Below are 21,071 nucleotides of genomic sequence, written 5' to 3'. Positions count from 1 at the left end.
ACAATATATAGACTGAAGCTAAAGAGGTGTAACACATGGACGCAGTATTGGAAGCAGACACTCGGGCAGTGATTGGTGAAGGCCCGTTATGGGATGAAGAAAACGGCCGCTTATATTGGGTCGATATCTTAGGGAGCGAGCTCCACATCTTCGATCCTGAAGAAAAAATCAACCGGTCGATCAAATTCAAGTCCTTTGTGACCGCGCTTGCGAAATATACAAAGGATGAGCTGATTATGACGATGAAGGACGGGTTCTACCTGTATCATGTTCAGGATGACAGCTTGGAAAAGATCAAACAGCCGAAGGATATGGATGAGAGCCTGCGTTTTAATGACGCGAAATGTGACCCGTATGGAAGACTTTGGGCGGGGACGACGAGCATGGAAGGCGAACAAAAACAGGCTTCGTTATACCGTTTGGATCCAGACGGCAGACTTATCAAAATGAAAGATCAAGTCTCCACCTCGAACGGTTTGGATTGGGATCGCGAGCGGAATTTGATGTATTACATCGACACGCCGACACAGGAAATTGTGCGCTACAGGTATGATCCTGAAAGCGGAGATGTCTCAAATCCAGAACCCGTCTATCGTTTTGATCAATCAGAAGGATTGCCGGACGGCATGACAATCGACCAAAATGGCATGCTGTGGGTGGCGCTGTTTGGCGGCAGCCGCGTGGTACACATTGACCCGTTTCAGAAAAAAGAAATCGATTCAATCAGCGTGCCGGCTAAATATGTCACGTGCTGCGCGTTCGGAGGCAGAGACTTAAAAACCCTCTACATCACAACGGCAACGGAACAAATGACAGAAACAGAAAGATACGAGCAGCCTCACGCGGGAGGATTGTTTTCAGCAAAATTGGAAACAGGCGGCTATCAGCCGGTTCCATTCGCTGGAGATGTATAAAAAAACGCATCCGAAACACGGATGCGTTTTTTGTATATTACAGAGAACGGATAATGCCGCCTTCCACACGCTGTGCCGTGCCGTTGATGGCGGATGCGGCGTCAGATGCGAGGAATACGATCGTGTTGGCGACTTCTTCTGCTGTCGCGTATCGCTGAATAAGAGAAGTCGGCTCATTAACTTTAAAATAGTCTTTGATGAATGTATCTGTATCCTGGCCGGCTGCTTTTGCGGCACCTTCCATATAGGATGCCACGCCCTCTGTCCAAGTAGGTCCCGGAAGCACTGAGTTGACTGTCACATTCGTGCCTTTCGTCATTTCAGCCATCCCTCTTGAAAGGCTGATCAGCGCCGTTTTTGTCATGGAGTATGGAATCATTGTTGGAAGCGGTTTGATGCCTGCTTCACTTGCGATATTTAAAATGCGGCCGCTGTTTTTGGCAAGCATTTTTGGAAGGAAGTGACGGCTTGTCCGAACCGCGCTCATCACGTTCACTTCAAAATATTGAGTCCACTCCTCATCTGTCACATCGGCAAAGTCTTTTACCTCGAAGAAGCCAAGGTTGTTGACAAGGATATCGATATCACCGATTTCATTTACTTTTTCAATAAAAGCCGCTGCTTCATCTATTTTTGACAAATCGGCTGCCACGCCGTGCACCGTTCCGTATCCAGAAAGCTCTTCAATCGTGCGATCGACAGTCTCCTGTTTGCGCCCGTTGACAATCACTGCCGCTCCCTCTTGCAGAAAGCTTTTTGCTGCGGCTTTCCCGATGCCGGAAGTCGAGCCGGTGATTAAGACGAGTTTGTCTTTTAGCTTTAAATCCATAAGAATCATTCCTTTTTATAGATGATGGTATTAAGTATACAAGAACAAAATTAGTGTTTACGAGGATTTTGCTTCCATACATATACCGGGGGAAAAGTCATTCAGGGCGCATATACAAGCCTGTCAGTCATATAGTATAATTACTCCGAAAAAAGGATACGAATGTCAAATAGGTGCCGGTCCGTGAACAACAGCCGGCTTAATAGGGAAACCGGTAAAAGCCGGTGCGGTCCCGCCACTGTAATTGGCCATAGCGTCAAAAGCCAGGATACCTGCCTATTTGATCAGCACGAAGTCTGCGAGGACAGATGATGTGTAAACAATAGGCTTTTTTGTGTTGTTTACAGCATCTTTACCATCGTAGAGATGCTTTTTTTAGTTCACTTAGGAGGAAAGGTTATGAAAAAACTAGCCGGAATATGGACTGCACTTCTGCTGGCTGCCGTTATGATGGCAGGCTGCGGCAATACTGCGGATCAGAAGGATTCCAAGGCAAAACAAAAGACAGAAGTGTTCCCTGTCACCATTGATGATGCGTCAAATCAAGATGTGACCATCAAAAAGGAGCCGAAAAAGATTGTTTCATTAATGCCGAGCAACACAGAAATCACATACGCTCTCGGACTCGGTGACAAAGTGGTCGGTGTCACCACGAACGATACATATCCAAAGGAAGTCAAAAAGGTTGAGAAGGTCGGAGACATGAATGTAAACGTTGAGAAAGTCATTTCTCTAAAGCCGGATCTCGTTCTTGCCCATGAGTCTTCCATGTCAGCGTCAGCGGATGCCATCAAACAGCTGAAGGACGCGGGCATTACTGTACTGACTGTCAATGATGCACAATCATTTTCCGAGGTGTACAAATCAATCGAAATGATCGGAGAAGCTGCCGGGGTAGAGAAAAAAGCCGATCAGCTCGTAAAACGCATGAAATCAGATTTGCAGGATATTAAAGAAAAAGCAAAAAACATTTCAAAAAAAGAGGAGAAAAGCGTATTTATCGAGGTTTCTCCTGATCCTGACATTTACACAACCGGAAAAGACACGTTTATGAATGAAATGCTGAATGTCATCCATGCTAAAAACGCAGCAGCGGCCCAAACAGGCTGGGTGCAAATGACAGACGAGGCGATCGTAAAACTCAATCCTGATGCTATCATTACAACAGACGGAGTAAAAGCGAAAGCAGTGGAAAAACGCGATGGCTGGAGCGAAATCAATGCTGTGAAACATCATCGTGTGTATGATGTAAATCCTGATCTCGTGACACGTTCCGGCCCCCGTCTGATCGAAGGGGTCGAAGAACTTGCGGAAAGCATCTACCCGGATACGTTTAAGGAATAATCGTTATGCCGCATATATCATCGGTTTCTCATTTTTAGTTGCGAGCATCATCTTAGGAATATCTTGCGGCAGCCTGCAAATTCCTATCCCCGCTATCTTTCGTGTCTTTTGGCATGAAGGCTTCGGTGGCTCTATCGGCTCTGATGACCCGATGTACACAAATATTATGATGAATATTAGACTGCCGAGAGTTGTGCTGGCCGCCCTTGTGGGGGCGGCTCTTTCTATCGCAGGGGCCGCTTTTCAAGGACTGTTGAAAAATCCTCTTGCTGATCCCTACACACTCGGCGTTTCATCCGGTGCTTCAGTTGGAGCGGTGTTGACCTTGTTTTTTGGCTTGCAGCTTCCTGTCGTCGGAGGGTTTACACTCCCGGTTGTGAGTGTAGCCGCGGCACTTGTCACGATTGCGGCGGTCCTTTCCTTCAGCCGCCTCGTTCATGCTTCAATGTCTGTCTCCACCCTCATTTTGACCGGTGTCATCATCAACTCATTTTTGGGCGCATTTATTTCTCTTATCATTGCCCTGACAGGCGACAACCTGTTGCCAATTGTGCACTGGCTGCTTGGCAGCGTCTCAATGAGGGGATGGAGCTATGTTATTCTGTTTCTGCCGTTTTTTCTTTTAGGAACGATTTTACTGATCATAAACGGAAGAGAGCTGAACGTGATGACCTATGGAGAAGACAAAGCAAAGCTTCTCGGAGTCAGTGTCCAGCAGAGAAAAATGCTGATTTTGATCGCCGGCTCTCTTTTGACGGGAAGCGCTGTGGCTGTATCCGGCACGATCGGCTTTGTCGGCCTTGTGATTCCGCATATCACAAGGCTTTTGTGGGGAACTGACCATCGGCATTTACTGCCGCTGTCCGCCTTGCTCGGAGCAGGTTTTCTCGTTTTAGCCGATCTGCTTTCCAGAACGATCATTGAGCCGATTGAACTGCCGATTGGGATCATTACGTCCTTGGCGGGGGCGCCTGTTTTCGCTCTTATTTTAATTCGGCAGCACCGCGGGGGGAGAAGCTTATGATAAAGGCAGAAGGGCTGTCGGGAGGATACGGGGATAGCAGGCTGATCAACAATGTCAGCTTAACAGTGGAGAAGGGTGAATTTCTCGGCATTCTCGGCCCTAATGGGAGCGGAAAAACCACGCTTTTGCACTTGCTGACAGGTACGCTGCCGGCCAAGGAAGGCAGCGTTGATCTGGCTGGCAAACCGCTGGCTGACTATAAACCGAAGGAACTGGCGCAAATTATGGCCGTCCTGCCGCAAAAAACGGATCAAGCCTTTACCTTTACCGTCAAAGAAACGGTAGCCTTCGGCAGATATCCATTCCAAACAGGGCTATTCAGGCAGCATACTGAAAAGGATGAAGCCATTGTACAGGAAGCAATGAAGCAAACTGGAGTGGCCGCTTTTGCGGAAAAATCGATCCGCGATCTAAGCGGAGGAGAACAGCAGCGGGTATATTTGGCCCAAGCTTTGGCGCAGCAGCCGCGTATTTTATTTCTGGACGAGCCGACAAATTTTCTCGATTTGGCTTATCAAAAAGAACTGCTTGATCTCATCAAACGCCTGACAAGAGATAGCGGATTGGCAGCTGTCAGCGTTTTTCATGATATGAACACCGCGAGCCTGTACTGTGATGAGCTCTTGTTTATGAAAAACGGTACAGCCGGGCCTAAGCAAAAACCGGAATATGCTGTCTCAGAACATCACATAAAGGCGGTGTACGATACAGATGTCACCGCTTTGGTTCATCACAGCTCACCTAAACCGATGGTTGTGATTCAGCCTGAAAAAGACAGCGTAAAGCAGCGGCCTATCCCATTTGAAACATTGCTCCAGGCGGGGAGCGATGACATTCTACTGCAAACGGAAATCCCGCTTCGTACATTGTCCTCAGCGCCTATCGGTGCAGGGTTCTCATGGAGCAGGACGCTGATCCATAAACGGCTGCCAGTTCAGGCAGATCCTGTAGAGGGGCTTACGGCCTGCCTATTAGAAAACGGTTTTCATCTGCCCGAAACTTGTGCGATGGCTTCTCCGGGAAGGCTTGACCGTTTTGTGAATCGAACGTATAAAGATGGAGAGTTATCCGTTTTCATATGCGTCATGACCGGCTTTTCGATCTGGATTTTGATCAACGGCTATGCGGCGGATCAATTCTTCGTCAAAGCCCTAATGACCGCCGAAGCCGAACGGGTGAAAGTGCTCGGAGACGGACTGACAGAGGGGGATATTCTCATCGCCGCGACACAAACTCAGCAATCTCAAAACACAGAACAGCGGCTGAATCAATTAATACAGAAAGGGACAGCTGAATGTGTAAAAGAGGCGGCAGAGCTGTTTGAATAAGTCTGTAAAGGAGACTCATGTATGAAACTATATACCAAAACAGGCGATAAGGGACAAACGGGCTTAGTCGGAGGCAGAACGGACAAGGACAGCCTCCGCGTTGAAAGTTACGGCACGATTGACGAGCTGAATAGCTTTGTCGGGCTAGCTTTGGCAGAGCTTTCCGGGCAGCCCGGCTTTGAAGATTTGACAGCCGAGCTGCTGATCATCCAGCATGAGCTGTTTGACTGCGGAGGCGATCTGGCAATCGTCACAGAAAGAAAAGACTATAAACTAACGGAAGAATCCGTTTCCTTTTTAGAAACGCGCATTGATGCCTATACATCAGAAGCGCCGGAACTAAAGAAATTTATTCTTCCAGGTGGCTCGAAGGGTGCTTCGCTTCTCCATGCGGCGCGTACCATAACAAGGCGGGCGGAACGCCGAGTGGTGGCACTGATGAAATCGGAGGAGATTCATGAAACAGTGCTGCGTTATCTCAATCGTCTTTCCGATTATTTCTTTGCTGCCGCACGGGTTGTGAATGTGAGAAGCGGCATTGACGACGTGGAATATGAAAGAAGTGCTATTGTGTTTCGGGACTAAAACAGCAGCGAATCATAAAAAAAGAAAATGAAAGCCGGCGTGTTCTCTACATGCCGGCTTTTTTGTTTTTCATTCTGTCAATCTCCCATTTTACGACAAAAAATGAACCTTATGAATTATTGACTGAAAAGTGGGAAAATGAGATATTGTAACAAATAGATGTAAAAAATAGGCAGTGGGGGGCTCTGATAGATGGTGAATTTAATTGAAAGTGATAGCATCTGGAAGAGAAATTTCAATTATCTTTTTTTCTCAAGAATAGTCAAGATATCCGGCGATATGTTCGCATTTAATTCGATATTATGGTTTTTAATTTATGACGGCAAAGGTGCGATCGGCACTGCTTTATTGATTGCTGTTACTTTTTTGCCGGAAGCTGTGCTGGCGCCTGTGACGGGTCCTTTCATGAAACAAAATACGCTGAAATTTTGGATGTACTTTTCAGATCTGACAAGGGCTGCGATTGTCTTGATTATTCCTCTTTGTCATTTTGCGGGCTTCTCTCCGCTGTGGTTTGTCATGACACTTATGATTGTCCATTCTGCTACAGGGGCTGCCTACAATCCCGCCTCCATAGCTTTAATTCCCCAAATCGTAAATGAACAGGGCATTCAAAAAGCAAACGCCGTGCTGCAATCCTCCGCTCAAATTGTCCGGCTCGGAGCTGTCACGTTATGCGGCGCTTTTCTTACATTTATCAGCCCTTCTTATACAATGCTTATCGCACTTGTTCTCTATTTGGTTTCTGGTTTTCTCGTCCTTTTTATTAAGTACACTGCGGTTGAATCCCAATCAGAGTCTGCTGTTGTTACGCAGAGAGGCACATATATCGGCAGACTGAAACGCGGTTTTACGCTCGTGAGAAGACATCAAATTTTATATCCACTCGCCATTTATTGTATCTTTATGAATTTCGCGGCAGCCCCTTGGGAAGCGCTCTCAGCAGTTTACGTTGCGGAGGATTTAAACGGCCAGCCGATCGTTTACTCGCTTTTAAAGGCCACCACCGCCGCAGGCGCATTTTTATTGGGATTTGTGCTGGCGAAAGTCAAAGTAAACAGATACGGCCTGTTATTCGTAACTGCCGGCATTATTGAAGGATTCGCTTTCTTTATTACCGGTATGAATACCTTTTTGCCGCTCGTCTTTCTCGCTGCGTTTACCTTTGGCGCCGCAGTCAGTGCTGTTAATGTTCCAGAGTACACGATTATCCAGACCTCTGTGGATAGTGAGGATCAGCCGCAGGTCTATGCCGTTATACATATGATCTCTAATATTTCCATACCTGCCGGAGCTGTCATTTGCGGGTATGCTGCAAACGCTTTTGGCTCAGGAACTGTGATCGCTGTCGGAGGGGTTGTCGAAATTATTGCGGGTATTGGCATTTTGCTGTTCACAAAGCTGGCTAAAGCAGAACGATCCGACCTGATCAAAGAAAGGGAAGCAAGTGTTCATCTGTAAAGGGTTTTGAAACGCCATGCCTCGTGCATGGTGTTTCAGCGTGTAGACAAACCCTCGCATTCATTGTCAAGCCTGCGCTTCGGTGCTCACGAATTCCAACATTCGCTGTGCTCCGATGCTCGCCTTTCCTAAACTTTAAGGGTTTTCAATCACGCTGAAAGGATGACAAAATCCTAAAACTATAAACCGTTTTAGAATTTTGTCAACAATCTTAAACGCCATGCCTCGTGCATGGTGTTTTTTGTGTCCATAGGTCCGGCACAAGATACGACTCCGGTCTTATATAAAAATCAATCTCTGATTCGTTTTGCGCAAATGCCAATTTGTTTAAGATGAAGACAAGGAAAACGAAAGGAGGATCTGCATGAAGATAAACAAGAAAACAATAGGCGGATTCTTATTAATTGTATTTGGGATCTCCGTCTTTTTTGGAGGAGGAAGCTTCGGCTTTATCATCCCGCTCGCCATAGGGAGCTTGATGACATACGCAGGAATGAAAAGATTTGCCGCAGGAAAAACGATCACAGGAATCATCTTGGGCGGTATCGGAGCGATCATGCTCATCTGTTCACTTCCGTTTGTCGTCGGAATTGCGCTGGCGGCCGCTATGGTGTATTACGGCTGGAAGCTCATGAAAAACGGATCAGCTGATAACGGTGTGTCATCTTTTGATCCTGAACCGGCTTCGGCTGCCTACCAATCTCACTTTGATGACGAATGGGAAGAATTTTTGAAGAAAAAATAATATCAGCATATTAGGAGGAATCAGGTATGGTATTAAAAAGAATGAGAGACATGTTTGTTGCGTCAGTTCATGAAGGTCTTGATAAAATGGAGAACCCAAAGGTAATGCTGAATCAATATGTCCGTGATATGGAAAGCGACATTGCAAAAGCAAAACAAACAATTGTGAAACAGCACACGATTGCCTATCAATTTAAGAAAAAATATGAAGAAGCAGCTGAAATGGCTGGAAAACGCCAAAATCAGGCACAGCTCGCATTTGACGCAGGCGAAGAAGAGCTGGCGAAAAAGGCGCTGACTGAAATGAAGTATTTAGAAGGGAAGGCAGCTGAACATAAAGCGTCCTATGAACAAGCGAACAGTCAGCTGGCTGATCTGAAAGAACAGCTGGCTGCACTTGAAACAAAGCTACAGGACGTAAAGGATAAAAAGCAGGCGCTGATTGCCCGGGCAAATGCCGCGAAAGCAAAAGAGCATATGAATACGACATTTGACAAAATTGACAGCGAAAGCGCGTATCGTGAATTTTTGCGTATTGAAAACCGTATTGAAGAAATGGAAATCCGCGCGAATTATTCAAAGTCAGCGGAAGCCGGCACAGAACTCACGCGCAAAGAATTTGCAGACGATGTGGAAGCGGAGATTGAAAAAATGCGGGCGCTCTCACTGCAAAAAACAGATCAGACATCACATGCAGCAAATGAATAAGCGGAACGGGGAAGGATTTGCGGTCAAGTCCTTCCCTTCCGCACGTATCAATTCACAGGCTTTTCCTTTATAATAGAATGAATGAGAAGGATGAAATCGAATGAAAAAAATGCTGGGCAAACTGTTGATCACTGCCGGTATTCTTATATTTTTCGCCGTCGTCGTAAAAGACGTGTTTGCTGCAGGCTTGGGTTTCGTAAACGGCACAGAAGCCGATTCAGCCAGCGCATCGCCGCGAGACATCGACAGCGTAGTCATTGAGTCAGATAACAAGGATGTCCAGATCATAGCAGAAGAGCGAAATGACATATCGGCAGGCATTTCAGGAGACTCAGGAAAGTTATTTGTTACTGAAAACAGAAGAAAACTGGAGCTGACCACAAAGGAAAAAGAATTTCAATTTTTGAATGGGTTTAATCGCTCTTCCCTTATTGTCCGGATTCCATATGAGTATAAAGGGCATCTGACGGTGCGAACCTCAAGTGGTGACGTGTCAGTGGACGGGAATCATCATCTTGTGCTTTCCGGGCTGAACGCAGTATCTGCGAGCGGAAATATGAGAGTGACGGACGTCCGCCTTAAAGATCTGAAAGTAAAGGGGTCATCCGGAGATGTTACCATTTCAAACACCATCTCCAAAACAACCGGCATTGACTTAGCTTCAGGAGACGCAAATCTGGCTGATGTATCAGGCTCTCTTGATGTAAGGATGACTTCAGGAAACCTAGATGCTGCATCGAAAAAGGTAACGGGTCCTTTATCTGTCACACTGACAAGCGGTGATGCGGATTTGAGCCTTCCCCAAAATGGCAGCTTTACAGTCAACGCAAAATCAACGAGCGGAGAGGTTAGTTCGCCGTATTCATTTGCTGATACAGCACATAAAGAACATCATCAAATCACAGGCTTGCAAGGAAACGGCCAGTATCAAATCGATATCAAAACGGACAGCGGGGATCTAACGATACGGTAGCACCAGGCAGAAGAAAGGAGGCGGACACCAGGAATGACAAAAAAACAGCTTCTCGGATTTATCATTGCTTTATTCGGCATCAGCATGTTTTTGCAAATTATCGGAATAGGCGATCTGCTGTTTTGGCCGCTCTTTTTTCTGATTGCCGGCTATTTCTTGAAAAGATATTCCCGTGATTGGCTCGGTTCCGTCATGTACATCTTTGCCGCATTTCTATTCTTGAAAAACCTCTTCAGCATCACCTTTAATTTATTCGGCTATGCGTTTGCCGCATTTCTGATTTACGCCGGCTACAGGCTTGTCAAAGGAAAGCCAATATTTGAATCGAATGAAAAACGGATCGATCTCACTAAAAAAGAACGGCATGAGCCGCCAAAAGATGAGAAACATCCTGACATGCGCAGCTTTTTTATCGGAGAGCTGCAAATGATGAAGCAGCCGTTTGACCTGAATGATTTAAATGTCTCTGGTTTTATCGGTGATATCAAAATCGACTTGTCTAAAGCGATGATTCCCGAGGGAGAAAGTACAATCGTCATTAGCGGAGTCATTGGAAACGTTGATATTTATGTGCCATCAGACCTTGAAGTGGCTGTCAGCTCGGCTGTTTTTATCGGAGATATCAATCTGATTGGCTCGAAGAAAAGCGGATTAAGCACGAAGGTATATGCCGCGTCCTCCGATTTCAGCGAGTCAAAGCGCCGTGTCAAAGTGTCCGTTTCCTTATTTATCGGTGATGTGGATGTGAAGTACGTATGAGAAAAAAACTGCTTGCCAGCCTTCAGTGGCGCGCCATCCGCATGACAACGGGAATCAGCCTGCTCCTTTTTGCCTGTTTGATTTCCTTTATGATGTTTTATTATCGGCTCGATCCGCTTGTTTTGCTGTCATCAAGCTGGTTCGGAATTCCGTTTATCCTGATATTGCTTCTGATCAGTGTGACGGTTGGTTTTGCCTCAGGGTATATGTACGGCAACCGGCTGAAGACAAGGGTTGATACATTAGTCGAATCGATTTTAATCTTTGAAAACGGTAATTTCGCTTATCGAATACCCCCGCTTGGAGATGATGAAATCGGCCTGGCCGCCGATCAGCTGAATGAAATGGCGAAGCGCGTGGAGCTTCAAGTCGCTTCCTTGCAAAAACTTTCAAATGAACGTGCGGAATGGCAGGCGCAAATGAAGAAGTCAGTCATCTCAGAAGAACGCCAGCGATTGGCAAGAGATCTTCATGATGCAGTCAGCCAACAGCTCTTTGCAATATCAATGATGACATCAGCTGTGTTGGAACATGTCAAGGATGCTGATGATAAAACGGTCAAGCGGATCCAGCTGGTCGAGCATATGGCAGGTGAAGCCCAAAATGAAATGAGGGCGCTGCTGCTCCATTTAAGGCCTGTTACCCTTGAAGGAAAAGGACTGAAAGAGGGGCTTACGGAGCTTTTGGACGAGTTCCGGAAGAAACAGCCGCTTGATATTGAGTGGGATATTCAGGACACGCCGATATCTAAGGGGATGGAAGATCATTTGTTCAGAATCGTTCAGGAGGCCCTTTCGAATGTATTTAGACATTCAAAAGCCTCAAAAGTATCCGTGATTCTGGGCGTAAAGAACAATCAGCTCCGGCTAAAGGTGATTGATAATGGAAAAGGCTTTAAAAATGATCAGGTGAAAGCATCCTCATACGGCTTGAACTCTATGAAAGAACGTGCAAGCGAAATCGGCGGGGTCGCCGAAGTGATTTCAGTAGAAGGAAAAGGCACACAGATCGAAGTGAAGGTTCCGATTTTCCCGGAAGAAAAAGGAGAGAACGAACGTGATTCGAGTATTATTGATTGATGATCATGAAATGGTCAGAATGGGGCTCGCGGCTTTTTTGGAGGCACAGCCCGATATTGAAGTCATCGGCGAAGCGTCTGACGGCAGCGAAGGCGTGCGGCTTGCTGTGGAACTGTCGCCAGATGTCATTTTAATGGATCTTGTCATGGAGGGCATGGATGGCATTGAAGCCACAAAGCAAATTTGCCGGGAGCTTCCAGATCCGAAAATTATAGTGCTCACAAGCTTCATTGATGATGACAAAGTGTATCCGGTCATTGAAGCTGGTGCGCTCAGCTATCTATTGAAAACCTCAAAAGCTGCGGAAATCGCCGATGCCATCCGCGCCGCAAGCAAGGGAGAGCCAAAGCTCGAATCAAAAGTGGCGGGAAAAGTATTATCCCGGCTGCGCCACACAGGTGAAAACGCGCTCCCGCATGAATCACTTACGAAACGGGAGCTCGAAATTCTCTGCCTGATCGCAGAAGGAAAAACAAACAAAGAAATAGGCGAGGAACTGTTTATCACCATTAAAACAGTCAAAACCCATATCACCAATATTTTATCAAAACTGGATGTCAGTGACCGGACGCAGGCGGCGGTGTACGCACACCGAAATCACCTCGTAAAATAGGCGTCTGCTATTTGTTTGCGCCTTTCGTCCCGAAGTCTCTGACAACCACATTGACCCGGTAGTCTATTTCCGCATTGCTGAAATAATCATCATCCCATTTTCTTGCAATCTTTTTCCACTTTTGAGGATAATGAATTCTGACCTCGTTTCCCAGCCCGGTGACATCTGCTTTGATATCTTTCTGCAGTTTGCCTGTAATAAATGCTGTTACTGTTTTGTGTAATCGTTTTTCGACTGTCTTTTCAATATCTTTGATATATGAATCCTTAAATGAATCTTCACTCGGATTCCAGTCCTCTGATAAACGGCCTTCAATATTGCGTGTGACGGTGAATTTGAACGTTCCGTCCTTGTAGTCTGTCTTGATCTTGCGATTGCTGGAGTACACTTCATAAGAAAAAAGATTGCCATTATGCCTCATATCAATGACCCCTCCCTCGACAGTGCCTGTAAATAAGTTGATATTTTGAACCTCAACCGGTGTTAAATTCCGGTTCCATAATTTATTTTTGATGATAGCAGCACCGTTTATTGCGAGTTTGCCGTTTTCCTTACCGACATGAGGGATGAGGAACGAATCGTCAGAGGTCAAGTGTTCTGAGATCTCCCCCAATGTAACAGGTTCCATCATTCTGATCGTTACCGCATTATTCTCTGTCAGATCATAAATTACATTGGATGCGGGCTCGCCTTGATCATTCATTTTAAATATATCCTTAGTTCTGCCATCGGTGACAAAGACGTACGAACTCCTCCTTGTTCCGTTGTCTCTGACAAACTGGTTAATGATCGCGTCCATTCCAATATGATCCGCAATCACGCTCTTGGAAAGCAGAATGAGACGCAAATGCTGTGAAAACGTAGGGTTATGCTTTAATGCAGATGTTCTCATCATTTGATGGACAGTTTCCCCCTTTGTGATAGCAAGCTGTGTCGGGTCAGATGAAGAGCCTTCCTTGGAGCTGATTTTTTTCGGGACGAGAATCTGCTGTGTCAGTTCTAAATTTTTATCATCAGGCTTGTCTAGACCTACTCCGATCACCAAGCTTAATTCCTCAATATTCCGGCTGTCCCAGCATCCGGCCAGTAATAGGGTGCATATGAACATACATAAAATCCGGATTTTCATTTTGCTGTAATCCTCCTTTTGAGAGCTACAATGAAAAAGAGAATGAAGGGAAGCAGAAACAGGCAGACGAAAATGTATCCGAGATAATCGCTGTACATCATGACCTGATTAGAGTCGTCCGGCCATAAAGAAAAATAATAGACAGCCGCACCGATGATCACCATGCTTTTTTTAGTCGATAATCCAAACGTCTTCTTCAGCCCGTTAGCGGCAAAATACCCGTAAATGACAAAAGTTGTAAAAAATTGAATGATCCAGACGACCAGTAAAAACGATTCAAACCTTTCAATGAATATTCCTTTGAGCTCAAAGGACTGAAAGAGAGAAATCGTCGGCCAGATCAGCGTTTTTACCTCAGGAGCGGTCAAAGCCCCAACAACGATGATATACGTCAGGATATATAAAATAATCGGGATCGAAAAGCCGACAGCCGCGTATCTGAATGTGTATTTCTTTTTCTTCATATGTTCAGGAAGAAACAGCATCACTTCCATTCCTAAAAAAGAGATGGAAACGACAGTAAGGGAGTTTGCAACGGGTCCAAGGCCCTCACCTAAAACAGGGCGCAAATTATTGATGTCAAAAATTTTAAAACTGATCCCAAATACAACAAGCAAAATAATAATCGTTATCATTAAATAAAAGGGAAACAGCCGCGATACATCACTTAACCCCCCAACAATTAAATAGATGCCACAGCATATAAACGTTAAAATAATGATCTGAATCGGCGTCCTCTCCAGCAGGAAAAACTTTACCATTTCAGCCATTGCCCTGGTTTCAAAGCTGGCCACTCCGATAAAATAGCAGCTGACCAAAAGGCCGAGAATGCTACCGATCCATTTACCAAGCCCTTCCTGCAAATACTCAAACAGAGAGGGGTATTGATGTTTCTTCTGAATGAGCGTGTTTAAATAAATAAAAAAGATAAAAATGATACCTTCTAATATCAGCACGATCCAGCCGTCAGGAGTATTAGCCTTACTGGTCAGCGCTCGCGGCAATGTTAAAAGACCGGCCCCAAGCATCGTATTTGCAACAATAGATATACCTTGAAAGGTATTAAGTTTTAGTGGAGTCTGTTTTTGGCTCATTTGGATTATTCGCCTCTTTTGGTTTGTTTTTAATTGGGAGACGGATAATGGAATCCTCCTTGTTTTTCAGGCTGAAGAATCCATTTGGCGAAAAATAAGGAGATCCAAAGCTCGTTTGTCTCGTTAAGTGCGTATAAATGACAAGCATAAACAAAATAATCCCGTACAGCCCAAGAATAGCAGCGGAAAACATCGAAATAAAACGCAGGACCCGAAAAGACAGACCCATTCCGTATTGAGGAACGGTAAAGGATGCAAGGGCAATGACGCTGACAACGATGACCATAATCGAACTGACGAGATTCGCCTCTACAGCCGCCTGTCCGATGACAACGCCACCAACGAGCCCGATTGTCTGGCCGAGCGGGTTTGGAAGACGCAGCCCGGCTTCTCTGAGCAGCTCGATGGTTACTTCCATCAGCAGGGCTTCAAATATCGGCGGAAACGGCACGTTTTCCCTGTTTGCCGAAATCGTGACGGCGAGCGCGGTCGGCAGCAGCCCCTGATGGAAGGAAACGAGTGCAATATAAATCGATGACAAAAACAAGGTAATGAAGATAGAAGCAAACCGCAGCGACCGGATAAGAGATGCTGAAATCCAGCGTTCATAGTAGTCATCCGGGGACTGCATCAGGACACCGAGAGAAACCGGCACCAGCAGCACAAATGGTGAACTGTCGACCAAAATCGCCACACGGCCGTTAAACAGGGCCGACGATACCTTATCGGGTCTTTCCGTATTTTGAATCTGCGGAAACGGCGAATATTTATTATCTTCAATGAGCTCCTCAAGCGTTCCGCTGTCCTGGATATCCTCGAGTTGAACATTTTTAAGCCGCGCTTTTACTTCTTTTATGACGGACTTTTTTGCTTTGCCCTCAATGTACATAATGGCCGCCGACTTCAGCTTGTTTTTGCCGATCATGATTTTTTTTGTAATGAGTTTTGGATGGGGGGTCCGTTGTCTAATCAGAGCCATATTTGTATCGATATCCTCTACAAACGCAACTTTTGGTCCGCGAACCACTTTTTCTGTTGTCGGCTCTGCCAGGCTTCTTGTTTTTTTCTTTTCTGTGGACAGGATGTAGGCTTTGTCCAAACCGTTGACAAATACAGCACAATTTCCGCTGAGAATCTCCTCGACCGTTTTTTCTGCTGTTTCAACGGGTCTTGCGTCAAGCTGGTCAAGGCGTTTTTTGACTTGGTCAAGCGTGAGGCTCTCTTCATCTTTGATTAAGGTTTTAATCGATTCTGCAACCTTCTTCTGATCATTCAGTTCACTAAAATAGAGATAGTAAAAAACAAGACCGTTGGAGAGCATTTTTTTATTTTTCACCAGATCATCGTTTTCTTTTAATTTTGGAAGCACCAATGCTAAATTATCGTGTATATATTCCTTAAACTCTGTTTGTTCCAACAAGGTCACCTCTTATCCAAAACCTTAGTAGAGGTTATCTTTTCCTGTTAAAAAAATGATATACTGTGTTAGAGTATTTTATGGTGTAAGTTTTTTATGAAAGCGGAGGATACAAAGTGGCACAGGTAAGGCTTGCTGGAAAACAAGAAGAAATAGAACAGCTCATCAAATCATTTGAAAAGCATTATGACGTCTCTTATACATCAAAGGAGTACGGCAGGACGAATCCGAAGTACAAATATTCAAAGGATTCCCGCGTATATCTTGAATTAAAATTAAAATCTGCCAAGATCGAAAAATAAAAAGGATTTTTTGTACCACTGGCGAATTATGATCTATTGAAGCAACCGTTATGGAGGGATACATAAATGGAATACAGAATTGAACGAGACACCATGGGAGAAGTAAAAGTTCCTGCTGATAAATTTTGGGGCGCCCAAACACAGCGAAGCAAGGAGAACTTTAAGATCGGTTCTGAAAAAATGCCGATGCGTGTTGTGAAGGCGTTTGCAATATTAAAACGAAGCACAGCTCTCGCTAATAAACGCCTTGGCAATCTGGATGCAGAAAAAGCGGAAGCGATTGCAGCGGTTTGTGATGATGTGCTCAAAGGCAAATACGATGACAACTTCCCGCTTGTCGTATGGCAGACCGGAAGCGGCACACAAAGCAATATGAACATGAACGAAGTGGTAGCCAACCGCGCGACTGCTTTATTAAAAGAAAAGAACTCAGATCAAACGATTCATCCAAATGATGATGTGAACCGCAGCCAAAGCTCAAACGACACATTCCCGACTGCGATGCATGTTGCCGCTGTTTTGGCTGTTTACGAGCAGCTAGTGCCTGCGCTTGACCAGCTTCGCAATACATTGGATGAAAAAGCGAAAGCATACAATGATATTGTCAAAATCGGACGCACGCACCTTCAGGATGCTACGCCTCTGACGCTTGGACAGGAAATCAGCGGATGGGTTTACATGCTGGACCGTTCGAAGGAAATGATATTGGAAGCGACAGATAAAATGCGTGCGCTTGCAATCGGTGGAACGGCTGTCGGAACGGGGATCAACGCTCATCCAGAGTTTGGAGAGCTTGTCTCAGAAGAGATCACAAAACTGACCGGCCAAACGTTCAGCAGCTCGCCGAATAAATTCCACGCGCTGACAAGCCATGATGAAATCACTTATGCGCATGGCGCATTAAAAGCGCTTGCGGCTGACTTAATGAAAATCGCGAACGATGTCAGATGGCTTGCAAGCGGGCCTCGTTGCGGCATCGGGGAGATCGTCATTCCTGAAAATGAGCCGGGCAGCTCCATTATGCCTGGTAAAGTCAACCCGACACAAAGTGAAGCATTGACAATGATCGCAGCGCAAATCATGGGGAACGATGCGACAATCGGCTTTGCGGCGAGTCAGGGGAACTTTGAACTGAACGTGTTTAAGCCTGTTATCATTTACAACTTCCTGCAATCTGTGCAGCTGCTGAGTGACGGCATGAATTCATTCCATGATAAATGTGCTGTCGGTATTGAGCCTGACAAAGAAACCATCCAAGAAAACCTGTCAAATTCATTAATGCTTGTTACGGCGCTGAACCCGCATATTGGATATGAAAACGCGGCGAAAATCGCCAAGCTCGCCCATAAAGAGGGATTGACGCTGAAAGAAGCGGCTTTGAAGCTTGAATTGCTGACAGAGGAGCAATTTAACGAAATGGTTAAGCCGGAAGATATGGTAAAACCAAAGGCGTAAGAGAAAGAAAAACGGCTGCTTTTTAAGCAGCCGTTCTTCTAAATATGTTGCTGTTTTAATAGATATTTAAGCTGCTCCGCATCTTTGGCGAGAGCTTCAGACTCCGTCAGGTTATGGATCATTCCTTTTATGATCGCCAGCTTCGGTGTTTTTTTCTTCATTTCTGCTTCAAGTATGTCCAAGCTCTCCGATAATTCAAGAGAGGAGTTTGTGTTTAAGCTGTTAATTTTGTCACGAAGGCTTTTCACAATCGATTCAGTCAGCGGATCAGGCCGTCCGTGCGTAAGAGGCCCAAATAAAGAGCTTGCCTCTTCCAATGTGATGAAAGGCTTATCGTTTCGTTCAGACATGCCTTTTACCATATCATCAATTCTATTAATAATGATATCGGCTAATTGATCCGGCTTCACATTATAGCCGAACAAAATCATGCATTCCAGGTAAATCTGGCTGATGCCCTCTATTAAAAAACAAAGCTCTGCAGTATACGGTTCCGCTTTTTTTCCGTAAATGTTCAGCAGGCTGTCGATATGAAATTGAAGTGAGGACTGGCGGATTTTTTTGGCGCATTGCTCCACTTCCTCCGTGTAAGGCAGAGAACCTTCCTTCATCTGCATGCCGATAAAATCCTTGTGTTCAAGGATGTTTTCATAGAGCACGCTCAGCTGTTTGCGGTAAGCCGTTCTGGGGCTGTCGCCCTTCGTTTTAATATTTAAAATTCGGGTAAACGTTTTATCATAATAGTAGTTCAGCATAGACAGAAGAAGCGCTTCTTTCGAAGGAAAATAAATATAAAAAGCGCCTTTAGATATTTTGCATTCTTTTGCGATTTCCTGAACTGATGTTGAGTTGTATCCTTTTTGGGCAAATAGTTTTAAGGCTGTTTCAATAATCAGCTTTTCTTTTTCCTTCAATGGTTCCACCCTTTCGGAGCCCGGAGGCCTGCACAGGATATGACCATATAGTCACACCTTCTGTTATAAAATTAACCTTATTGTAACTTGTTTTTTTATCATGTATTATTTATATTATAAATTGAGATGACCGAATGGTCAAAGCTCAAGCGAAAGGGTGAATCTAGAATGAGAGAATTGGACGAAATGATCAGCCGCTTGCGAAACAGAGGAATTAAAGTGGAGAAAGTCAAATATCCGAAGCAGACCTTGTCAGAGAAAAAATGGGTTCATCAATGCAAACAGCCGCTCAAAACAAATTATAGAGATTTTAACGGCTATTCTTTCACATAAAAAAATAGACTGCAAAAACATCTACAGTCTATTTTGGCACTGCTATGCGGTATGTTACACCCGTTTTGTCATTTTCAATTGAGATAGACGCCTTATGAAGAGTTAAAATTCGTTTTACGATGCTTAGACCAATGCCGAATTCGCCTTTCTTCCCTTTATTAAAAGGCTCATAGAGGCTGGAGAGCATCTCATCTTCAATATGCGGTCCGTCATTTTTAATGGTGATCACAATATTCCGATCATCTTGTTTCATGCTGATTTCTATCTTTGTCTCAGCATAGCGGATTTGATTTTCCAGAATATTTTCAAGGAGTTTGTTCCATTGCTCCGGATCGCCCGGCATCAGAATGTCTTCTTCTACATCAATTTCCCACAATAATTCTTTCCGCGCCCACTTCAGTCTTTCGATGACTTCTTCTGTCACTTCTACGATACTGAACATGTCGTGCTGCACTTTTTGCTTCGCTAAATAATCCAGCTTCGTTAAATATAATAAATCCTTTATTTTCTTCTCCAGCTTAAGAGCTTCGCCTTCAATGACATCTACTGTATTTTCAAGATCTCCTTTAGGGAAAATTCCGTCTTTAATCGATTGCGTATAGCCTCTGATGACCATAACCGGCGTTTTCAAATCGTGAGAGATATTTTGCAATAGGGTTCTTTCTGTTTCGTCCTTTTGCACAAGCTTTTGGCGCATCTCTTCGATGGTATGGCCCAATTTGCCGATCTCATCTTTCCGATCCACTATCACTGGGTCATCCCAATCCTGTTCGGAAATCCGTTTGACGTGCTTTTCAAATGACACGAGAGGCCTTGATAAATACTTCGCAAGCCAAATGGCCGGAATCCAGCTTAATAAAATGACAACAGCTATAATAAACAGAAGCTGTTTGAACAGGGTATAGGCCAGATCGTCCCGATAAGAATCAAGCGCGTAAGAGAGCATCATAGCTGATTGCCCATTGACGGAAAGCCCCTTTTTAATGACAAAAAACACTTTCTCTCCATTGACGTCGGCGCTATACCGTTTCTTTTTGGCCTCCTGTTTATCGGCCAGCTTGTACACTTTATGGATAAACGAAGACGAGAGAATGCTTAAATCCCTGTCTGAAGAAGCATCTTCATTTTCAGGCAGAAGCACGTGCTGTACGGATCGAACGGTTGTCGGTGCCGTGGCTTCTTCGCTGTAATAGCGCCGTTCAATTGAACCCGGCAGGCGGTATTCCGTCAGAACATGCTGCTCATTTTCAATCGTCGTATACGTTTCATTGGTGAAGAAATCGCGCAGTGTGTTTGAAAATAACACAAGCAGTAAAAGGGATATCCCTAACAGAATGCCGGATATGACAACCCATATTTGAAACGAGAGCGGCTTGTTTTTCATGATGTCATCATCCTGTAGCCGAACCCGTAAATCGTCTCCACCTTCAATTCAGGCATCTTTTTGCGCAGTCTCCGGACGAGGTCATCAACGACCCGGTCTGTTCCGAAGTAGTCATGCCCCCATACTTTTACGAGAATATCCTCACGTGAGTATGGATGTCCTTTATGATGGATAAATAATAGCAGCAGATCAAATTCCTTTGACGTCAAATTGATGATATTTCCGTTTTCATCATAGACCTCGCGAGCGTCTTCAGCGACCCGATACGAGGAGACGGCGATTTCATTTTTTTGTACAGGCGGAGCTTCCTTATAAACGAGCTGCAGCAGTTTTTGAACACGTATGATCAGCTCCCGCGGCAGAAACGGCTTTGAAATGTAGTCATTGCTGCCAAGCTCTAAGCCAAGCACTCTGTCAATATCTGCATCTCGGGCGGAAATAAAAATGACCGGTACGTCAGGATCTTTCGCTTTGATTTCTTTTATTAATGTATAGCCGTCAGTATCCGGCAGCATGATATCGAGAATCCACAGGTGGGGAGACGGCGTCATTTTCTTTCTGGCGTCTTCACCTTTCGTAAAAGATGTAATGTTCCAGCCCTCATTCTCTAAATACTTCGTCAGCAGTTCATTCAGGTTATCCTCATCTTCAACTAGATAAATGGTGTATGACAAGGCTCTTC

The 21,071-nt window shown here is 44.9% G+C and carries 22 protein-coding genes and 1 riboswitch; of the genes, 15 read left to right on the top strand and 7 right to left on the bottom strand.

Annotation, left to right across the window (positions count from 1 at the left end; genetic code table 11):
- The first annotated feature begins 35 nt into the window (after positions 1-35).
- Positions 36-914 carry an SMP-30/gluconolactonase/LRE family protein gene (locus RAC86_RS06485; protein WP_014115125.1) on the top strand — a complete coding sequence of 293 codons (879 nt, stop codon included), beginning with the start codon at positions 36-38 and terminating at the stop codon, positions 912-914.
- Positions 915-951: 37 nt separating this feature from the next.
- Here RAC86_RS06485 and RAC86_RS06480 read toward each other — a convergent pair whose 3' ends face one another.
- Complete coding sequence (locus RAC86_RS06480; RefSeq protein ID WP_072565249.1) at positions 952-1,743, bottom strand: SDR family NAD(P)-dependent oxidoreductase; 792 nt, start codon at positions 1,741-1,743, stop codon at positions 952-954.
- Between the two features lie 154 nt (positions 1,744-1,897).
- Positions 1,898-2,037, top strand: a riboswitch (cobalamin riboswitch).
- 105 nt (positions 2,038-2,142) lie between these two features.
- Here RAC86_RS06480 and RAC86_RS06475 point away from each other — a divergent pair.
- The 11 genes from RAC86_RS06475 to liaR all read left to right on the top strand — a co-directional run bounded on the left by RAC86_RS06475 (position 2,143) and on the right by liaR (position 12,361).
- Complete coding sequence (locus RAC86_RS06475; protein ID WP_072565248.1) at positions 2,143-3,087, top strand: ABC transporter substrate-binding protein; 945 nt, start codon at positions 2,143-2,145, stop codon at positions 3,085-3,087.
- Positions 3,050-4,111: a FecCD family ABC transporter permease gene (locus RAC86_RS06470; protein WP_041521066.1), complete on the top strand. Its 1,062-nt coding sequence runs from the start codon at positions 3,050-3,052 to the stop codon at positions 4,109-4,111. Before RAC86_RS06475 ends, RAC86_RS06470 begins: the two co-directional genes overlap by 38 nt.
- On the top strand, positions 4,111-5,439 hold the full coding sequence (locus RAC86_RS06465) for an ABC transporter ATP-binding protein (RefSeq protein ID WP_072566778.1): 1,329 nt from the start codon (positions 4,111-4,113) through the stop codon (positions 5,437-5,439). The genes RAC86_RS06470 and RAC86_RS06465 overlap by 1 nt, the downstream gene beginning before the upstream one ends.
- 21 nt (positions 5,440-5,460) lie before the next feature.
- A complete protein-coding gene (locus tag RAC86_RS06460) occupies positions 5,461-6,024 on the top strand; it encodes a cob(I)yrinic acid a,c-diamide adenosyltransferase (protein WP_061187955.1) in 564 nt (187 codons plus the stop codon).
- Between the two features lie 192 nt (positions 6,025-6,216).
- Positions 6,217-7,485 (top strand): MFS transporter, encoded by a 1,269-nt coding sequence (locus RAC86_RS06455; protein ID WP_061187956.1) that lies wholly within the window; start codon positions 6,217-6,219, stop codon positions 7,483-7,485.
- A gap of 364 nt (positions 7,486-7,849) precedes the next feature.
- Positions 7,850-8,230, top strand: a complete 381-nt coding sequence (liaI, locus tag RAC86_RS06450; protein ID WP_003221659.1) for a cell envelope stress-induced membrane anchor protein LiaI — start codon at positions 7,850-7,852, stop codon at positions 8,228-8,230.
- Between the two features lie 26 nt (positions 8,231-8,256).
- The gene (liaH, locus tag RAC86_RS06445) at positions 8,257-8,937 is read left to right on the top strand and encodes a stress responsive protein LiaH (RefSeq protein ID WP_072565247.1); all 681 of its coding nucleotides are present in this window, start codon (positions 8,257-8,259) and stop codon (positions 8,935-8,937) included.
- A gap of 100 nt (positions 8,938-9,037) precedes the next feature.
- A complete protein-coding gene (gene liaG / locus RAC86_RS06440; protein WP_072565246.1) occupies positions 9,038-9,910 on the top strand; it encodes a LiaG family protein in 873 nt (290 codons plus the stop codon).
- A gap of 33 nt (positions 9,911-9,943) precedes the next feature.
- Entirely contained in the window at positions 9,944-10,669 is a 726-nt protein-coding gene (gene liaF, locus RAC86_RS06435; RefSeq protein WP_072565245.1) for a LiaRS two-component regulatory system accessory protein LiaF, read from the top strand.
- Positions 10,666-11,748 carry a two-component system sensor histidine kinase LiaS gene (liaS, locus tag RAC86_RS06430; RefSeq protein ID WP_072183664.1) on the top strand — a complete coding sequence of 361 codons (1,083 nt, stop codon included), beginning with the start codon at positions 10,666-10,668 and terminating at the stop codon, positions 11,746-11,748. The genes liaF and liaS overlap by 4 nt, the downstream gene beginning before the upstream one ends.
- Positions 11,726-12,361: a two-component system response regulator LiaR gene (liaR, locus tag RAC86_RS06425; RefSeq protein ID WP_014115113.1), complete on the top strand. Its 636-nt coding sequence runs from the start codon at positions 11,726-11,728 to the stop codon at positions 12,359-12,361. The genes liaS and liaR overlap by 23 nt, the downstream gene beginning before the upstream one ends.
- Before the next feature lie 7 nt (positions 12,362-12,368).
- Here liaR and gerAC read toward each other — a convergent pair whose 3' ends face one another.
- The 3 genes from gerAC to gerAA are packed head-to-tail and all read right to left on the bottom strand — an operon-like array spanning position 12,369 to position 16,001.
- On the bottom strand, positions 12,369-13,490 hold the full coding sequence (gerAC, locus tag RAC86_RS06420) for a spore germination receptor protein GerAC (protein WP_072565244.1): 1,122 nt from the start codon (positions 13,488-13,490) through the stop codon (positions 12,369-12,371).
- A complete protein-coding gene (gene gerAB / locus RAC86_RS06415; protein ID WP_072183667.1) occupies positions 13,487-14,584 on the bottom strand; it encodes a spore germination receptor protein GerAB in 1,098 nt (365 codons plus the stop codon). Before gerAB ends, gerAC begins: the two co-directional genes overlap by 4 nt.
- Positions 14,553-16,001 (bottom strand): spore germination receptor protein GerAA, encoded by a 1,449-nt coding sequence (gene gerAA / locus RAC86_RS06410; RefSeq protein ID WP_014115110.1) that lies wholly within the window; start codon positions 15,999-16,001, stop codon positions 14,553-14,555. Before gerAA ends, gerAB begins: the two co-directional genes overlap by 32 nt.
- Positions 16,002-16,117: 116 nt before the next feature.
- Here gerAA and RAC86_RS06405 point away from each other — a divergent pair, with 116 nt between their 5' ends.
- Entirely contained in the window at positions 16,118-16,303 is a 186-nt protein-coding gene (locus RAC86_RS06405; protein WP_014115109.1) for a YvzF family protein, read from the top strand.
- A gap of 66 nt (positions 16,304-16,369) precedes the next feature.
- Positions 16,370-17,758, top strand: coding sequence for a class II fumarate hydratase (fumC, locus tag RAC86_RS06400; protein ID WP_014115108.1), 1,389 nt, complete (start codon positions 16,370-16,372; stop codon positions 17,756-17,758).
- Between the two features lie 38 nt (positions 17,759-17,796).
- On the opposite strand, the gene RAC86_RS06395 is transcribed toward fumC, so the two are convergent.
- Positions 17,797-18,672: a TetR/AcrR family transcriptional regulator gene (locus RAC86_RS06395; RefSeq protein ID WP_061187963.1), complete on the bottom strand. Its 876-nt coding sequence runs from the start codon at positions 18,670-18,672 to the stop codon at positions 17,797-17,799.
- A gap of 168 nt (positions 18,673-18,840) precedes the next feature.
- On the opposite strand from RAC86_RS06395, the gene spxO reads away from it, so the two are divergent.
- Positions 18,841-19,005, top strand: a complete 165-nt coding sequence (gene spxO, locus RAC86_RS06390; protein WP_003221681.1) for an anti-adapter protein SpxO — start codon at positions 18,841-18,843, stop codon at positions 19,003-19,005.
- 28 nt (positions 19,006-19,033) lie between these two features.
- Here the strand turns inward: spxO and cssS are convergent, their stop codons facing one another.
- Both cssS and cssR read right to left on the bottom strand, forming a co-directional pair.
- Positions 19,034-20,389, bottom strand: coding sequence for a two-component system sensor histidine kinase CssS (gene cssS / locus RAC86_RS06385; RefSeq protein ID WP_061187964.1), 1,356 nt, complete (start codon positions 20,387-20,389; stop codon positions 19,034-19,036).
- Positions 20,386-21,063 carry a two-component system response regulator CssR gene (gene cssR, locus RAC86_RS06380; RefSeq protein WP_003221685.1) on the bottom strand — a complete coding sequence of 226 codons (678 nt, stop codon included), beginning with the start codon at positions 21,061-21,063 and terminating at the stop codon, positions 20,386-20,388. The genes cssS and cssR overlap by 4 nt, the downstream gene beginning before the upstream one ends.
- Between the last annotated feature and the right edge of the window lie 8 nt (positions 21,064-21,071).

It is taken from the genome of Bacillus sp. LR_5 (genome assembly GCF_042709275.1).
The sequence above is the reverse complement of the archived record's forward strand: the minus strand, read 5'-3'. Positions and strand labels throughout refer to the sequence as shown.

Excerpts from the sequence above, each read along its gene's own strand:
- spxO (WP_003221681.1), top strand. The coding sequence starts at position 18,841 with ATGAGAGAATTGGACGAAATGATCAGCCGCTTGCGAAACAGAGGAATT.
- RAC86_RS06485 (WP_014115125.1), top strand. The coding sequence starts at position 36 with ATGGACGCAGTATTGGAAGCAGACACTCGGGCAGTGATTGGTGAAGGC.
- liaG (WP_072565246.1), top strand. The coding sequence starts at position 9,038 with ATGAAAAAAATGCTGGGCAAACTGTTGATCACTGCCGGTATTCTTATA.
- RAC86_RS06455 (WP_061187956.1), top strand. The coding sequence starts at position 6,217 with ATGGTGAATTTAATTGAAAGTGATAGCATCTGGAAGAGAAATTTCAAT.
- gerAC (WP_072565244.1), bottom strand. The coding sequence starts at position 13,490 with ATGAAAATCCGGATTTTATGTATGTTCATATGCACCCTATTACTGGCC.
- RAC86_RS06475 (WP_072565248.1), top strand. The coding sequence starts at position 2,143 with ATGAAAAAACTAGCCGGAATATGGACTGCACTTCTGCTGGCTGCCGTT.
- cssS (WP_061187964.1), bottom strand. The coding sequence starts at position 20,389 with ATGAAAAACAAGCCGCTCTCGTTTCAAATATGGGTTGTCATATCCGGC.
- gerAB (WP_072183667.1), bottom strand. The coding sequence starts at position 14,584 with ATGAGCCAAAAACAGACTCCACTAAAACTTAATACCTTTCAAGGTATA.
- liaI (WP_003221659.1), top strand. The coding sequence starts at position 7,850 with ATGAAGATAAACAAGAAAACAATAGGCGGATTCTTATTAATTGTATTT.
- liaH (WP_072565247.1), top strand. The coding sequence starts at position 8,257 with ATGGTATTAAAAAGAATGAGAGACATGTTTGTTGCGTCAGTTCATGAA.
- liaS (WP_072183664.1), top strand. The coding sequence starts at position 10,666 with ATGAGAAAAAAACTGCTTGCCAGCCTTCAGTGGCGCGCCATCCGCATG.
- fumC (WP_014115108.1), top strand. The coding sequence starts at position 16,370 with ATGGAATACAGAATTGAACGAGACACCATGGGAGAAGTAAAAGTTCCT.
- RAC86_RS06460 (WP_061187955.1), top strand. The coding sequence starts at position 5,461 with ATGAAACTATATACCAAAACAGGCGATAAGGGACAAACGGGCTTAGTC.
- liaF (WP_072565245.1), top strand. The coding sequence starts at position 9,944 with ATGACAAAAAAACAGCTTCTCGGATTTATCATTGCTTTATTCGGCATC.
- RAC86_RS06480 (WP_072565249.1), bottom strand. The coding sequence starts at position 1,743 with ATGGATTTAAAGCTAAAAGACAAACTCGTCTTAATCACCGGCTCGACT.